Annotated in this window: 10 protein-coding genes; 4 read left to right on the top strand and 6 right to left on the bottom strand. The window is 69.7% G+C overall.

Annotation, left to right across the window (positions count from 1 at the left end; all coding sequences use genetic code 11):
• Window positions 1-735: methyl-accepting chemotaxis protein (locus RTO53_RS15385; protein ID WP_312238616.1), on the top strand; the 735-nt coding region annotated here is incomplete at its 5' end.
• 65 nt (window positions 736-800) lie between these two features.
• On the opposite strand, the gene RTO53_RS15380 is transcribed toward RTO53_RS15385, so the two are convergent.
• A complete protein-coding gene (locus RTO53_RS15380; RefSeq protein WP_312238615.1) occupies window positions 801-1,703 on the bottom strand; it encodes a LysR family transcriptional regulator in 903 nt (300 codons plus the stop codon).
• A gap of 129 nt (window positions 1,704-1,832) precedes the next feature.
• On the opposite strand from RTO53_RS15380, the gene RTO53_RS15375 reads away from it, so the two are divergent.
• On the top strand, window positions 1,833-3,047 hold the full coding sequence (locus RTO53_RS15375) for an MFS transporter (RefSeq protein ID WP_312238614.1): 1,215 nt from the start codon (window positions 1,833-1,835) through the stop codon (window positions 3,045-3,047).
• Window positions 3,048-3,231: 184 nt separating this feature from the next.
• On the top strand, window positions 3,232-4,035 hold the full coding sequence (dkgB, locus tag RTO53_RS15370) for a 2,5-didehydrogluconate reductase DkgB (RefSeq protein WP_312238613.1): 804 nt from the start codon (window positions 3,232-3,234) through the stop codon (window positions 4,033-4,035).
• A gap of 253 nt (window positions 4,036-4,288) precedes the next feature.
• Here dkgB and RTO53_RS15365 read toward each other — a convergent pair whose 3' ends face one another.
• The 3 genes from RTO53_RS15365 to mgtE form a co-directional block, all read right to left on the bottom strand.
• A complete protein-coding gene (locus RTO53_RS15365; RefSeq protein ID WP_312238612.1) occupies window positions 4,289-4,987 on the bottom strand; it encodes an alpha/beta fold hydrolase in 699 nt (232 codons plus the stop codon).
• A 48-nt stretch (window positions 4,988-5,035) separates the two neighbouring features.
• Window positions 5,036-7,765 (bottom strand): bifunctional acetate--CoA ligase family protein/GNAT family N-acetyltransferase, encoded by a 2,730-nt coding sequence (locus tag RTO53_RS15360; protein WP_312238611.1) that lies wholly within the window; start codon window positions 7,763-7,765, stop codon window positions 5,036-5,038.
• 324 nt (window positions 7,766-8,089) lie between these two features.
• Window positions 8,090-9,460 (bottom strand): magnesium transporter, encoded by a 1,371-nt coding sequence (mgtE, locus tag RTO53_RS15355; RefSeq protein ID WP_312238610.1) that lies wholly within the window; start codon window positions 9,458-9,460, stop codon window positions 8,090-8,092.
• Window positions 9,461-9,763: 303 nt separating this feature from the next.
• Here mgtE and RTO53_RS15350 point away from each other — a divergent pair, with 303 nt between their 5' ends.
• Entirely contained in the window at window positions 9,764-11,569 is a 1,806-nt protein-coding gene (locus RTO53_RS15350) for a monovalent cation:proton antiporter-2 (CPA2) family protein (protein ID WP_312238609.1), read from the top strand.
• 71 nt (window positions 11,570-11,640) lie between these two features.
• Here RTO53_RS15350 and RTO53_RS15345 read toward each other — a convergent pair whose 3' ends face one another.
• Together RTO53_RS15345 and RTO53_RS15340 are read right to left on the bottom strand one after the other, a co-directional pair.
• Window positions 11,641-14,979, bottom strand: a complete 3,339-nt coding sequence (locus RTO53_RS15345; protein ID WP_312238608.1) for an ankyrin repeat domain-containing protein — start codon at window positions 14,977-14,979, stop codon at window positions 11,641-11,643.
• Entirely contained in the window at window positions 14,972-15,241 is a 270-nt protein-coding gene (locus RTO53_RS15340) for a YcgL domain-containing protein (RefSeq protein WP_256774877.1), read from the bottom strand. The genes RTO53_RS15345 and RTO53_RS15340 overlap by 8 nt, the downstream gene beginning before the upstream one ends.
• Window positions 15,242-15,597: the final 356 nt, after the last annotated feature.

Genomic DNA, 15,597 nt, shown 5'->3' with positions numbered 1-15,597 from the left:
AACAACTATCTGTCCCAGCGCACCGAGCAGCAGGCGGCCAACCTGGAGGAAACCGCCGCCTCGATGGAAGAGCTGACCTCCACCGTGCGCCAGAACGCCGAACACGCGCGCCAGGCCAACCAGCTGGCGATCGGCGCGCACGCGGTGGCCTCCCAGGGCGGTGAGGTGGTCGGTCAGGTGGTGCAGACCATGGGCGCGATCCAGACCTCGTCCCGGCGTATCGCCGAGATCATCTCGGTGATCGACGGCATCGCCTTCCAGACCAACATCCTGGCGCTCAACGCGGCGGTGGAAGCGGCGCGTGCCGGCGAACAGGGCCGGGGGTTTGCCGTGGTCGCCAGCGAAGTGCGCACGCTGGCGCAGCGCTCGGCCGGCGCCGCCAAGGAGATCAAGACGTTGATCGACCTCTCCGTGGACGACGTTGCCAGTGGCGCGCGGCTGGTGCACCAGGCCGGGCAGACGATGGGCGAGATCGTCAGCGGCGTGCAGCAGGTGACCGCCATCATGGCCGAGATCTCCGCCGCGTCGCAGGAGCAGTCCGCGGGCATCGAACAGGTCAACCAGACCGTGGTGCACATGGATGAAGCCACCCAGCAGAATGCCGCGCTTGTCGAGGAAGCGACTGCGGCGGCGCGCAGCATGGAAGAACAGGCCATCGCCCTGAACGAGGCGGTGGATGTGTTCGTGCTGGATGCCGGGAAGGCCGCACCGCCCGGCTTCTCGCGGGCCGCCTGAGGTAGTGCCGGCCGCTGGCCGGCAACCCCATGCAGCCGGCATCGCGAGGCGGCCGGCCCTCGGCACTAGCGGATGTAGGGGTCGCCGACCATCGCGGCGGCCAGGTGGTCCAGGAACGAGCTGATCCGCGCCGAGACGGCGGTGTTGCGGTAGTACACCGCGTGGATCGGCTGGCGCACCTCCACGGTGCGTTCCGGCAGCAGTTGGACCAGCCGCCCGGCGTCCCGATCACGATGGGTCATGAAATCGGACAGGCAGACGATGCCGACGTTTTCCAGTGCCAGCGCGCGCAGGGTTTCGCCGCTGGAAACGGCGATGGCCGGCCGCACGTGCAGCAGCGCGTCGGTGTCGCCCGGCAGCGGCCAATGATTGAGCGAGTCCGGTTCGTTGAAGCCCAGCAGCGTGTGCCGGCGCAGTTCGGCAACGCTGGTCGGCGTGCCGTGCTGCTGCAGGTATGCCGGGCTGGCCAGCACGCGCAGCCGGCTGTGCGCCAGCGGCCGCGCATGCAGGGTGGAATCGGCCAGTGGCCCGATCCGGATCGCCACATCGGTGCGCCGTTCCAGCAGGTCGATGTAGCGCTCGCTGCTGTTGAGTTCCAGCAGCACGTCCGGGTAGCGCGCGCGGTACGCAGCGACGAGCGGCGCGATCGCATGCAGCACGAAGGGCATCGCCGCATCCACGCGCAGGCGCCCGGCCGGCCGGTCGCGGCGGGCGGCGATCTGCTCTTCGGCTGCCTCCACCGAGGCCACGATGGCGCGCGATTGTTCGAGGAAGGCGACGCCTTCTTCGGTGAGCTGCAGGCGTCGGGTGGTGCGGGTCAGCAGCGTGGTACCGAGCTTTTCCTCCAACCGCCCGAGCGCCCGACTCACCCCGGAGGTGGTCTGGCCCAGGGTCTCGGCGGCGGCGGTGATCGAGCCGCTGTCGATGACCGCGATGAAGGCCTGCATTTCGTCGAGGGTGGTTTTCATGGCGGCAAGCCGGGAGCGCGGGAGGCCTATTATTGATCATGGGGCAAGAGTGATTGGCGTGAAGACCGCTTTTTCGGCAAGAGTGCGGCGCGCAGACTGCGCAGCCTCACCTCCCACCGGTAACCCACCATGTCCCGTGGCATCCCCCTGGCCCTGCTGGCGCTCACGCTTGGCGCGTACGCCATCGGCACCACCGAATTCGTCATCGTCGGGCTGATCCCGACCATCGCCGCCGACCTCGGCGTGTCCCTGCCCTCGGCGGGCCTGCTGGTCTCGCTGTACGCCCTGGGCGTGGCGGTGGGCGCGCCGGTGCTGACCGCCCTCACCGGCCGCGTACCGCGCAAGACCCTGCTGGTGGCGTTGATGGTGCTGTTCACCCTGGGCAACGTGATTGCCTGGATGGCGCCGGGCTACGGCTCGCTGATCGTGGCGCGCATCCTCACCGGCCTGGCGCATGGCGTGTTCTTCTCGATCGGCTCGATCATCGCCACCTCGGTGGTGCCCAAGGAGAAGGCCGCCAGCGCGATCGCGATCATGTTCACCGGGCTCACCGTGGCCCTGGTCACCGGGGTGCCGCTGGGCACCTTCATCGGCCAGCACCTGGGCTGGCGTGCGACCTTCCTGGCCGTGGCCGCACTCGGTGTGATCGCCCTGATCGGCAGCCTGCTGTTCGTGCCGCGCAACCTGCAGCGCAGTGAGCCGGCCACGTTCGGCCAGCAGTTGTCGGTACTGGCGCAGCCGCGCCTGTTGCTCGTGTATGCGATCACCGCGCTGGGCTACGGCGGCACGTTCCTGTCCTTCACCTACCTGGCCTCGATCCTGCAGGACGTCAGCGGCTTCTCCGCCAACGCGGTCAGCGGCGTGCTGCTGGTGTACGGCGTGTCGGTGGCGATCGGCAACCTCTGGGGCGGCCGCCTGGCCGACCGTCGCGGTCCGATCCCGGCGCTGAAACTGATCTTCGCCTTGCTCGCCGCGGTGCTTTTCGTGCTCACCTTCACCGCCTACAACACCTGGCTGGTGCTGCTGACCGTGCTCGCACTGGGTGCGGTGGCCTTCGGCAACGTGCCGGGCCTGCAGGTGTACGTGGTCAAGCAGGCGCAGCGTTTCGCCCCGCAGGCCGCCGACGTCGCCTCGGGCCTGAACATCGCCGCCTTCAACGTCGGCATCGCCTTCGGCGCCTCGCTGGGCGGGCTGGTGGTGGACCATCTCGGGCTGATGCACACCCCGTGGCTGGGCGCGCTGGTGGTACTGGGCGCGCTGGGCCTGACCGTGCTGAGTGGTCGCCTGGATCGCCGCGATGGCGTGGCCGACCGCGCCGAAGGCATCGCGGTGAGTGCACATTGAGTTGTCGCGCGGCGGACCGATGCAACAGCTGCCGGCCGTCGGTCGGCTTTACGCAACCGCGACGGCAGCCGACCAACTGTCGGCTCTACGCAACGGCAACAGCAGCCGACCAACGGTCGGCTCTACGTCGCTTTACGGTGCACGGCGTAGCCTGCACTGCCTCCCCCCACTTGAAGGAGTTTCCATGAGCATTCCCGCATTCGGCCTCGGCACGTTCCGCCTCAAGGGCCAGACCGTCATCGACTCGGTCCGCAACGCATTGGACGTGGGCTACCGCGCCGTCGATACCGCTCAGATCTACGACAACGAGGCCGAGGTCGGCCAGGCCATCGCCGACGCCGGCGTCGCCCGTGACGATCTGTTCCTGACCACCAAAGTGTGGATCGCCAACTTCAGCCACGACGTCCTGCTGGACAGCCTGCGCGAGAGCCTGCGCAAGCTGCGCACCGACCACGTCGAGCTGACCCTGATCCACTGGCCTTCGCCGAAGGATGCGGTGCCGATGGCCGAGTATCTGGGTGCATTGGCGGAAGCGAAATCGCAGGGCCTGACCCGCCAGATCGGCATCTCCAACTTCACCATCGCCCAGACCCGCCAGGCGATCGACATCCTGGGTGCCGATGCCATCGCCACCAACCAGATCGAAGTGCACCCGTACCTGCAGAACCGCGCGCTGATCGCCTTCCTGAAGGAACAGGGCATCCACGTTACCGCCTACATGAGCCTGGCCTACGGCGAGGTGCTCAAGGACCCGGTGATCCAGGCCATCGCCGAGCACCACCAGGCCACCCCTGCGCAGGTCGCACTGGCCTGGGCACTGCAGCAGGGCTACGCGGTCATCCCCTCCTCCACCAAGCGCGAGAACCTGGCCAGCAACCTGCTCGCCGCCGAGTTGCGCCTGAGCGATGCGGACATGGCGCAGATCGCCACGCTGGACCGTGGGCAACGCCTGGCCAACCCGGAAGGCATCGCGCCGGACTGGGATTGAGGCAGGCGGGCAGGGTTGGTATTGGCGGTGGTGTCTTTCCCCCGCGCCTTCTGGCCGTGTTCCGGCGGTAGGCGGCGGTAGGGTCGGATCCCTATCGGTCGCCGACCCGGTGGATCGGCGCGGAGAACGCATGAGCGGTTGCAGAAGCCTGTGCTTCGACGCGGGTCATGCCACTGCGGAACCTTGCGCATTTCACCGCAGTCGATCCGGATGCGACCCTACCAGGTGCAGCGGCCGCAGCGACGGTAGTGAATCAGGCCTGCAACCATGCGCGCATCGCTGCGCTCACCTCGTCCGGTTTCTCCATCGGCGCCAGGTGCCCGCAGTCGGGCACCACCACCAGCGTCGACCCCGGCACCAACGCGTGCATTTCCTCGCTGATCGCCAGCGGGGTGATGCGGTCGTTGGCGCCGCACACGATCAGCAGCGGGTCGCGGTAGCCGGCCAGGACATCGTGGCCATCACCCCGGTCGAGCGCGCTCTGGCGCAGGAACACCTCGGCCCCCAGCCGCGCGGTCATGTCGCGCACGCGCTGCACCAGCACGTCATCGTCCAGCCGCGAGGCGTCGATGTAGCTGCGCATCAGTGTGTCGCCAAACCCATGGAAGGTGCCGGGCAGGCGCACGCTGGCGCGCTGCGACCGGCGCTGCGCAGCGCGCTCGGGCGAGTCGGCATGGATCGAGGTATCGATCAGGGCCAGCCGCAGCACCCGCTCCGGTGCCGTGCGCAGGATCTGCTGGGCGACGAAGCCGCCGAGCGAGAAACCGGCCAGGGCGAAACGCGCCGGTGCCTGCGCCAGCACGTCATCGACCACCGCCTGCAGCGTCTCGCCACGGGTCTGATCGCCGACCATGCAATCGGCAATATCGGACAGATCGGCAATCTGCGCCCGCCAGAGTTCAGCGTCGTTGAGCAGGCCGGGGAGCAGGAGCAGGGGGAGGCGGTCGGTCATGCCGATATTGTCGCCCCGCCGGCGTGCACGAGCCGTGCCGCCAACGGCTCAGTGCGTTGCAGGATCTGGCGGCGCGGGCACCTGCACGTCCTGCACCGGCAGGGTCACCACCATCACCGTGGAATCGTCCGGATCGAGTCTGGTCTTGAAGCCCAGGCTCTGGCACATCGCCAGCATGGTGCTGTTCTCGCGCAGGACCTGGCCTTCGATGATGTTCAGGCCCAGCCACTGCGCGTACTCGATCATGATGCTCATCAAGCGCCAGCCGATGCCGTGGCCCTTGAGGTCCGAGCGGATCAGGATGCCGTACTCGCCGCGGTCGTAATCGGCATCGGCGTGCAGGCGCACCGCGCCGAGCATGTCGCCACTGCGCGGGTCGATGGCCACCAGCGCGATCGAGCGGGCGTAATCGAGCTGGGTCAGGCGGGCGATGAACTCGTGGCTGAAATGCTTGACCGACTGGAAGAAGCGCAGCCGCAGGTCGTCGTCGGTGACGCGGGCGAAGAACGCGCGGAACAGCGCGTCGTCCTCCGGCCGCACCGGGCGCACGAAGGCCGGCGCGCCGTCGGACAGGGTGATGGTGCGCTCCCACTCCTTCGGGTACGGGAACACGGCGAACCGCGGGTGGCCACGGCCCTTGTGCAGCTTGCGCGAGGGCGCGATGGCCACGCGTGCGTCCAGCGCGATCACCCCGTCGCGGTCGGCCAGCAGCGGATTGATGTCCAGGCTGCGGATCTCGGGGATGTCGGCGGCCAGCTGGGCCAGCTTGACCAGGATCAGCGCGACCGCGCGTTCGTCGGCGGCCGGCACGTCACGGTAAGCCTTGAGGATGCGCGAGACGCGGGTGCGGCCGATCAGTTCGTGCGACAGGCGCAGGTCCAGCGGCGGCAGCGCCAGCGCCTTGTCGTCGATCACCTCCACTGCGGTGCCGCCGCGCCCGAACACGATCACCGGGCCGAAGGTCGGGTCGTCGGCGATCCCGGCGATCAGTTCGCGCGCCTTGGGGCGGACGATGGTGGGCTGCACCAGCACACCGTCGATGCGTGCATCCGGGCGCTTCTCGTGCGCGCGCGCGATGATCGAGGTGGCGGCGGCATGCACCGCCTGCAGCGTGCCGAGATTGAGGCGCACGCCATCGACGTCGGACTTGTGCGGGATGTCGGCGGAGAACACCTTCACCGCGACGGTGGCGCCCTGCTCCAGCAGCGGCTGGGCCAGGTCCATCGCCTCGTGCGCGTCGCGTGCCTGCATCACCGGCGCCGAAGGAATGCCGTAGGCGGTGAGCAGCTGGTGGGTGGCGATCGGGTCCAGCCACTGCTGGCCGGCGGCGAGCGCGCGCTCGACCAGCGCGCGCGCGGCGACCGTATCGACCACGAAGTCTTCGGGCAGGCTGGGCGGGGTTTCCATCAATGCGGCCTGCGCGTCGCGGTAGCGCACCAGATGCTGGAAGCCGCGCACGGCCTCGGCTTCGGTGGGATAGGTGGGCACGCGCGCGGCGTTGAGGGTGGCGGTGGCGCGGTCGTCGTTGCCCAGCCAGACCGCGAACACCGGCTTGTCGCGGTGGTGGCGCGGGCGCAGGCCGAGGGTGCGGGTAAGCGCCTGCGCGGCGTCGGCCGAGGAGGTGAACGCGGTGGGCACGTTGACCACCAGCACCGCGTCGTTCTCGCTGTCGGACATCAGCGCGTCGATGGCCGCGGCATAGCGCTCGCCATCGGCATCGACCACGATGTCCACCGGGTTGCTGCGCGACCAGCCTTGCGGGAGCACCGCATCGAGCTGGGCGACGGTGGCCGGCGACAGCTCGGCGAGGCTGCCACGCAGCGCCAGCAGCTGGTCGACCGCAAGCCGCCCTACCCCGCCGCCGTTGCTGAGAATGGCCAGGCGCCGCCCGGGGAAAGTGCCGAGCCGGCCAAGGGTTTCGGCCGCGGTGAACAACTCATCCAGCGCGCTGACGCGCAGCAGGCCGGCGCGGTTGAAGGCCGCGCCGTAGACGGCGTCGCTGCTGGCCAGCGCCTGCACGTGGGTGTCGGCGTCGGGATCGATGCGGATGTGGCGGCCGGATTTGACCACGACGACGGGCTTGGCACGGGCGGCCGCGCGAGCGGCCGACATGAACTTGCGCGCGTCGCCGATGTGTTCGACGTAGAGCAGGATCGCGCGGGTGCGGTAGTCGGTGGCGAAGTAGTCGAGCAGGTCGCCGAAGTCGACGTCGAGGGTGTCGCCAAGCGAGACCACGGCGGAGAAGCCGACCGAGCGGGCGACGCCCCATTCCACGAGCGCGGCGGAGATCGCACTGGATTCGGAGATCAGGGCGAGGTCGCCGGCCTGCGGGAAGTGCGCGGCGATGCTGGCATTGAGGCGGGCATGCGGGGCGATGACGCCCAGGCAGTGCGGGCCGAGGATGCGCAGGCCCTTGGCGCGGGCGGCGGTTTCAACCTGGGCGGCGAGCGAACCGGGGCCCTGGCCGAGGTTGGCGGTGAGGATGATGGCGGCGGCGACGCCACGCTCGGCAGCGGTGGCCACCACCTGGGGGACGATGCTGGCCGGCGCGGTGATGATGACCAGTTCGGGCACCCAGTCGAGGTACTTGAGCCGTTTGACGGTGCGGATGCCGTCGATGTCGCTGTAGCGCGGGTTGATCCAGGCGACCTTGCCGGGGAAGCCGGTGGCGCGCAGGTTGCGCATGACGGCGCGGCCGGCGGAGCGTTCGCGCGGGCTGCCGCCGATGACGGCAACCGATTGCGGACGGAAGACGGATTGCAGGTGGTAGGTGCTCATGGGCCGCACGGTCGCCGGGTCATGGAATGACACGGTACACGGGTGGAGGGATGGGTGGGATGATCCGGCGCAGGATTCAGAACAGGATCAAAAGCCAACGCGTCGGCGGTGGGTTGTGCATGCGCGGCTCGCGGCGGGCGTCTTGGCGGGACAAGGCGCCGTCGTGTTCGATGCGTCGCCGCGTGCGCGTGTGGTTCCGGTGGTAGGGCGTCGCTCTGCCGAGCGTGGCTCGGCACTACCGTGCGGCATCCCCGCCATGCCGAAGGCCGAAAGCAGAACCACGGTAGAGCCACGCCATGCGTGGCTGGCGCCCACCGCGTTCGATTACAACAACGTGCCGCTGAGAATCATCGCGGCGATGCTGAAATAGATGACCAGGCCGGTGACGTCGACCAGGGTGGCCACGAACGGCGCCGAGGCACTGGCGGGGTCGAAGCCGAGGCGTTTGAGGATGAAGGGCAGCATCGAGCCGGACAGCGAACCGAAGGTGACGATGCCGACCAGCGCCGCGCCGATGGTGACGGCCAGCAGTTGCCAGTGTTCGCCATAATCGTGCAGGCCCAGCAGCTGCCAGGACACGATGCGGATCATTGCCAGCACGCCCAGGATGGCGCCGAGGGTGAGCCCGGTGGGGACTTCGCGCAGCGCGACCTTCCACCAGTCGCGCAGGCGCAGTTCGCGCAGGGCCAGGCTGCGGATGAGCAGCGAGGTGGCCTGGGAACCGGAGTTGCCGCCGGAGCTCATGATCAGCGGAATGAACAGGGTGAGCACCACGGCGCGGGAGAGTTCGTCCTCGTAGTGCTGCATGGCGCTGGCGGTGAGCATTTCGCCCAGGAACAGCACGCTGAGCCAGCCTGCGCGCTTGCGGATCATGTCGAAGAAGCCGATCTGCATGTACGGCTTTTCAAGCGCTTCCATACCGCCGAACTTGTGTGCGTCCTCGGTGGATTCCTCGATCAGGGCGTCGAGGATGTCATCGACGGTGACGATGCCGAGTACGTGCTGCTGGGCGTCCACCACCGGGATGGCGAGCAGGTCGTGGCGACGGATCAGCTGGGCGACTTCTTCCTGGTCGAGCATCGCATCGACGGTGACCGGCGGGTTGACCTGGGCCACATCGAGGATGGGCTCCTCGGGCAGGCCGGTGATCAGCCGGCGCATGGTCACCACCTGCACCAGGGTGCGGGCGTGCGGGTCGAGCACGTAGATGGCGTAGACGGTTTCGCGGGTGCGCTCGACCTCGCGGATGTGCTGCAGGGTGCGGCCGACGGTCCAGTCGGCGGGGACGCTGACGAACTCGGTGGTCATCAGCGCGCCGGCGGTATGCGCCGGATAGCTGAGCAGCTGCTGGATGGAGTGGCGTGCCTCGGCGCTGAGCAGCGGGATCAGGCGGGCGCGCTCTTCGTCGTCCAGTTCATGGACGATGTCGGTGGCGCGGTCATCGGCCATCAGCCCGAGCAGGGCGGCGGCGCGGGCCACCGGCAGCAGGCCGACCAGCTCGCCGCTGCGGTTGAGCTCGGGCTGTTCGAGCATCTTCACCGCGCGCGGCAACGGCAACGCCGCCAGGGTGTCGGCAGCGCGCGACAGCTCCAGGGTGTTGAGGAACTCCACCGCGTCGGCGGTGTTGAAGTGCTCCAGCGGTTCGCTCAGGGCGGCGGCATCGGCCACCGGGCGCAGCAGGTCTTTCTGGTTCATCGGGTTCGCCTGTGGGGATCGCCATGCGCGACGCCAGCGGTGGCGAACCGTCCCTCGTCAGGCGGTGACCATCACTGGCGTCGAGCAAGGTCGACTTCTACTGTCGCTGGACATGGGTTTGGGGACTCCGCAAGGGTGTACTGCCGGACATGCCGGCAGCGGCGGGCAGTCTGGACCCGGGCGCGGGGCGGGTCAACCCGTCGGCGGCGGGCGCGTTGGGCCGCGATTGACGTTGGGCCAACGCCCGCGTCGCATAATGGGCTTCGATATTGCCCGGCGACACTCCCATGACCAGGTCCCTCCATGCATAGCGGCGCGCTCGAGCTGGCCCTGGTGCTGCTGCTGGCAGCGGTGATCGCGGTGCCGGTGTTCAAGAAACTCGGGCTGGGCGCGGTGCTGGGCTACCTGGCCGCCGGCGTGGTGCTGGGTCCCGATGGCCTGGGCTTCGTGCAGGATGCCGACCGCATCCTCGGCGCGGCCGAGATCGGCGTGGTGATGCTGCTGTTCGTGATCGGGCTGGAGCTGTCGCCGGCGCGGCTGAAGGTGATGCGGCGCTCGGTGTTCGGCGCCGGTGCGTTGCAGGTGGCGCTCAGCGCGATCGTGCTGGGCAGCCTGTTGCTGCTCGATCATTTCCAGTGGAAAAGCGCGCTGATCGTGGGCATCGCACTGGCGCTGTCGTCCACCGCGGTGGGGCTGCAGCTGCTGTCCGAGCACAAGGGGATCAACAGCGACTACGGTCGGCTGGGCTTTGCGATCCTGCTGTTCCAGGACCTGATCGCGATTCCGCTGCTGGCGGCGATCCCGCTGTTGGGTGGGGCCAAGAACGATTCGCTGCAGTGGCAGGACGTGGCGGTGGCGCTGGGTGCGCTCGCGGTGGTGATCCTGTGCGGACGGCCGGTGCTGCGCCGCCTGTTCAACATCATCGCGCGCACGCGCAGCCCCGAGGTGTTCACCGCGATGGCGCTGCTGGTGGTGCTCGGCACCGCCTGGTTCATGCAGGAGGCCGGGCTGAGCCCCAGCCTGGGCGCGTTCCTGGCCGGTGTGCTGCTGTCCGATTCGGAATTCCGCCACGAGCTGGAATCGCAGATCGAGCCGTTCAAGGGCCTGCTGCTGGGCCTGTTCTTCATTGCGGTGGGCATGGGCATCGACCTGGACCGCATCGTGGCCGAGCCGGCGATGATCGCCGCGGGCGTGGCGATCCTGCTGGTGGTGAAGTTCGGGCTGCTGTTCGGCATCGGCAAGCTGGCCAGGCTGCGTACCCGGCACGCCCTGATGCTGGGCAGCGTGCTGTGGCTGGGGGGCGAATTCGCCTTCGTGGTGTTCAACGAGGCGCAGCGCGCGAACCTGCTGGGCAATGCCAACCACGACCGCCTGGTGGCGATCGTCGGCCTGTCGATGGCGATCACGCCGCTGCTGATGATCGTGCTGATGCGGCTGCTGGGCAGCGAGGACGCGGCGCAGGCGGACGAGCGGCCGGCCGACAAGGTGGACACCGATGGCGCGCAGCCGCAGGTGATGATCGCCGGCATGGGCCGTTTCGGGCAGGTGGTGGCGCGCCTGCTGACCGCGCAGAAGATCCCGTTCGTGGCGCTGGAGTCCAATCCGGACACGGTCTCGGACCTGCGCCGCTTCGGCAACAAACTCTATTACGGCGACCCGACCCGACCGGAAATGCTGCGCGCGGCCGGCGGCGAACATATCCGCGTGTACGTGGTGACCCTGGACGACCCGGACGCGAACATGCGCGCGACGCGCCTGATCCGGCGCAACTACCCCGATGCGGTGGTACTGGTGCGCGCGCGCAACCGCCAGCACGCATGGCGGTTGATGGACATGGCCGCCGAACCGTTCCGCGAGGTGTTCGGCACCAGCCTGGAGCTGAGCGAACGCATGCTGATCGCGCTGGGCATCCCCAAAGACACCGCGCGCAGCCACGTGCAGCGCTTCCGCGAACATGACGAGAAACTGCTGCGCGACCAGTATCTGGTGTACGACGACGAGGCGGCGGTGATCCAGACCTCACGCGATGCGCGCGCGGATCTGATGCAGCTGTTCGAGGCCGATGCGGAGAGCGATGGGAAGGCTGAGGAACGCGACCGCCGCGGTTGACCCGGCGCGGTGGATGCGTTGGCCGCAACGGGATGACAGGCCGCCGACCAACGGTCGGCGCTACGGGCGGATCAGCCGTTGTCGCGCAGGAACCGCGCCATCGAGGAAACGCCCGGTACGCGCGGCTCGAACTCGCCGGCCACGTCGATGAAACCGCGCATCACCGCGATTTCGCGCGGGCTGCGGTTGAGTGCGTCGCGCACGTCCGGGTCGGCACCGGCACGCAGCAGGCGCTGCACCAGCAGCGGCAGGCCATGCAGGGCAGCCAGGTGCAGCGGGCCGAAACCGCGCGGATCGCGCACCTCCAGCGAAACGTCCTCGTCGAGCAGGCGCTCGACGGCGGCCAGCACCACCTGTTCGTCGCAGGCGGTGCCCGGTTCGGCGCGCGCGCCCAGCAGCAGCAGCAGCGGCGTCACCGAGCCGGCGGCGGCCTGGTCGGGTTCGGCGCCGGCCAGCAGCAGGGTGTCGAGCAGGGCCAGCAGGCGCGAGCGGTCGCGGGCGCTGAAGCCATAGAGCGCCGCGCAGTGCAGCGGACCCAGTTGCTGCGCGTCGCCGGCATGCACGTTGGCACCGGCGGTGAGCAGGCGCGCGACGATGTCGGGCAGGCCAAGCGCCGAGGCCAGCATCAGCACGGTGACGCCACCGGGCAGGCGGTATTCGAGTTCGGCACCGGCATCGAGCAGCGCCGAGACGATGTCGATCTGGCGCATGCTCACCGCTGCCGACAGCGGCGTGGCGCCACTGGCCGCGGCGTGCTGCGGGTTCGCACCGCGCGCCAGCAGGAGGTCGACCACGGCCAGGTGGCCGCCGCCAGCGGCGCGCAGCAACGCGGTGCAGCCCTGCGCGTCGACCACATCGACGGCAAAACCGAGGTCGATCAGGCGACGCACCGCATCGGCATCGCCGGACATGGCTGCGGCCGGCAGGTCGCCGTCGCGCAGCGCACGACGCGGCAGCGGCCACACGCGCCAGTCCAGCCAGTCGGCGAGGTCGCGACGACCGATCGACAGCGCCACCCCCAGCGGGGTCTGGCCGTCGGCCGCGCGGGCTTCCGGGGAGGCGCCCTGCAGCACCAGCAGTTTCAGCGAGCCCTCGCGGGCCAGCGCGGTCGCCAGGTGCAAGGCGGTCATGCCATGGCTGTCGCGTGCTTCACGGTCCACGCCGAGCACCAGCAGCGCGTGCTGCAGGCGCAGCCAGCCCAAGCGCACGGCCAGCGAGAGCGGCGGATCGCCGGCCGGCGACGGCGCGAACGGATCGGCGCCACGTTCCAGCAGTTCCAGCGCCAGCTGTTCCAACCCGCGGGAAGCGTGGTCGTGCTGGGCGCAGGCGCTGAGCAGGCGGGCCAGGCCACCGCGACCGGCTGGGGACAGGCCACGCCGCAGCAGCACCTGCAACGCCGGTACGGCATCGATGCCGCGCGCGAGCAGCGCGAACATCGGCGTGTCGCCGCAGGCATCGAGGACTTCCGGCGCGGCACCGTTGGCGATCAGCCAATCGACCGCCTGTGGATCCAGTGCGAGTTCGGCGTCGTGCAGCAGTCCACCCAGTTCGTCGGCCGCGCACAGCCGCGCCAGCGCGGCCATGCCGTCGAAATTGCCGAAGCCCAGCGCTTCGCGCAGCAGGTCCAGCGGCGGCCGGTCCGGCAGCGACGGTGTGCCCGGGCCTGCCTCGGTATCGACCGCAGTCAGCCCGTCGGTGACCGACGCCGGCAGCGGATAGTTGCGGTCCAGCAGCGACACGATGGTCCAGCGACCGGCACTGGCGGCGATGTCGACGGCGCGACGGCCTTGCGGGTCGGGCACGTCGGCGGCGATGCCCAGCTCCAGCAGGCGACGCACCAGCAGCGGCGACACGTTGTCGGCCATGCACGCCAGCAGCACCGCGTTGCGCCCTTCGCCATCGACCGCATTGAGCTCGGGATGGTGCGGCAGCAGGTGTTCGATCACGGCCGCACGGCCGCCACGGGCCGCTTCCAGCCAGGGCGTGCGCGACAACGCATCGCGTGATTCCAGGTTGGCGCCGGCGGCCAGCAGCACATCGATGATGTCCACATGCCCCGCCAGTGCAGCCTCGTGCAGGGCGCTGCGGCGCTGGCGATCACGCGCGTCGGCACGCGCCTTGTGCTTGAGCAGCAGCTGCACGCCGGCCGGATCGTCTTCTTCGGTACCGGCGGCGGCCAGCAGCACCGGGGTGCCATCGGCCGGCTCGGTCTTGGCGCCACGCTCGAGCAGGAACCGCGCCAGCCGCCAGTTGCCGACCTGGCAGGCCACCGCCAGCGGCGACCAGCCTTCCTGGTTGAGTGCGTCCACTTCGGCGGCGGCATCGCGCAGCAGCGCGGCCACGCCCGGATCGGAACTGCGCGCGGCGTGGTGCAACGGCGTATTGCCGTCGCTGTCGACCGCGCGCGAATCGGCGCCGTTGGCCAGCAGGGTCATCACCGCTTCGGGCCGACCGTGCCAGCTGTCGCGGGTGGCCGCCAAAAGCGGCGTCATGCCGCGATGCGGTGCATTGACGTCCACGCCGCGCGCGATCAGCTCGCGCAGCAGGCGCAGGTCGGGCAGCACCGCGGCGAGCACCGGCAGGTTGCGCTGGTCGCGCCAGGCCGCATCGGGCAAGCCGTGCGGATCGGCGCCCGCGGCGAGCAGCTGCAGCGCGCGGTCGACGCGGCCGCTACGCGCGGCCTCGTACAGCGCCGGCAGGTGTTCATGCTGGCCGAGATGTTCCAGCGGCTGCGGCTCGGCATCGTGGTTGGCCAGCGCATCGGCACCGTGCCCGTCCACGTCGAAGGGGTTGCGCACGGCCAGTGCGGTGGCCGGGGCGATGATCTGCAGCAGCAGGTGCGCCAGCGGCGACACCACCACCACGGCGGCGGTCAGCGGCCAGCGCAGCGCGTCGGGCACCAACCCGGGCCAGGCCGGCAGCACCACCAGCGCGCACAGGGCCACCACCAGGGCAGCCACGCCCAGCCCGCGCCAGGCGCTGAGGTCGCGGCCGGACAGCGCCTGCCAGTGGCCGGTCAGGCTGCCATCGGTGCGTTCGATTTCATTCCACAGCGGCCACGTGCGCCAGACCCCGAGCAGCGCGGCGCTGACGGCCACGCTCAGGCCGAGCACGGCGGCGAGGCTGCCGCTGTCATGCAGGGCGCTCAGCGGCCAGGCGACCAGGGCGGCGAGCAGCAACGGGCCGGCCAGCCAGGGCGCGAGCAACGCGGGCAGGTCCTGCCGCAGCAGTTGCGGCGGCGCATGCACGGGGCGGGTGCGCCGCCACCAGGAGATGCCGAGGGCGAACGCCGGCTGCGCCAAGGCGACGCCAAGGGCAGCAGGCACGCCGCCGAGCGCGGCCGCCAGAGCCAGCAGGACGCCGGCGGCGAACGCGATGGCCATGGCGCGGCTGCGCAGGGAATCAGTCATCGCGGCGACGCGGGACGCGCACCGGGGCAACCGGCGGCGGGGGCATCTGCAGATGGAATCCGCGCTCGGCCAGGTTGGCGCGCACTTGCGCGACGTCGGCCAGGGCGAGGCGACGGTCAGGGGTCAGGGCGACTTCGAGCACGAATTCAAACGGCGCCAGCGTGGCTTTCAGCGCGTCGGGGACGGCGTTGAAGTCATCGCGGGCGGCGAGGTAGACGTAGGTGTCCTGCTTGCGTTGGCTTTTGTAGACGTAGGCTTGCATTGCCTGCGGGGCGCTGCCCTGGAGTAGATACGATGATTGTGTCGGAAACCACGCAAGGGGGAAAGCCGGGATCGGCATCCAGCGTCGGTTTCATGGCGCGCGGCAGATTCAGGTTCATCAATGTCGCCGCGTTGTTCAGGTGGGTTTGGTTTTTTTTGGGGCCGTGTTTTTCTGAAGCCCAAGGCAGCAAGTCGTTTCCTGTCAGGGGGGGCTGGGGCGGGTGGGTGGCCGGGACACGCCGTGAATCCCGCTCTGCGGCCCGGCCCGGCCCAGCCGCTGCCGGCTGTGCGTTCAGCCGCATGCGAGGCGGTGCCTCGCAAGCAATGCGCCTTCACCCATGTAGGCTCGCACACGCC

Source organism: Stenotrophomonas sp., assembly GCF_031995405.1.
Lineage (GTDB): Bacteria > Pseudomonadota > Gammaproteobacteria > Xanthomonadales > Xanthomonadaceae > Stenotrophomonas.
Note: the sequence above shows the minus strand (reverse complement) of the source record. Positions and strands in the feature narration are given on the sequence as shown.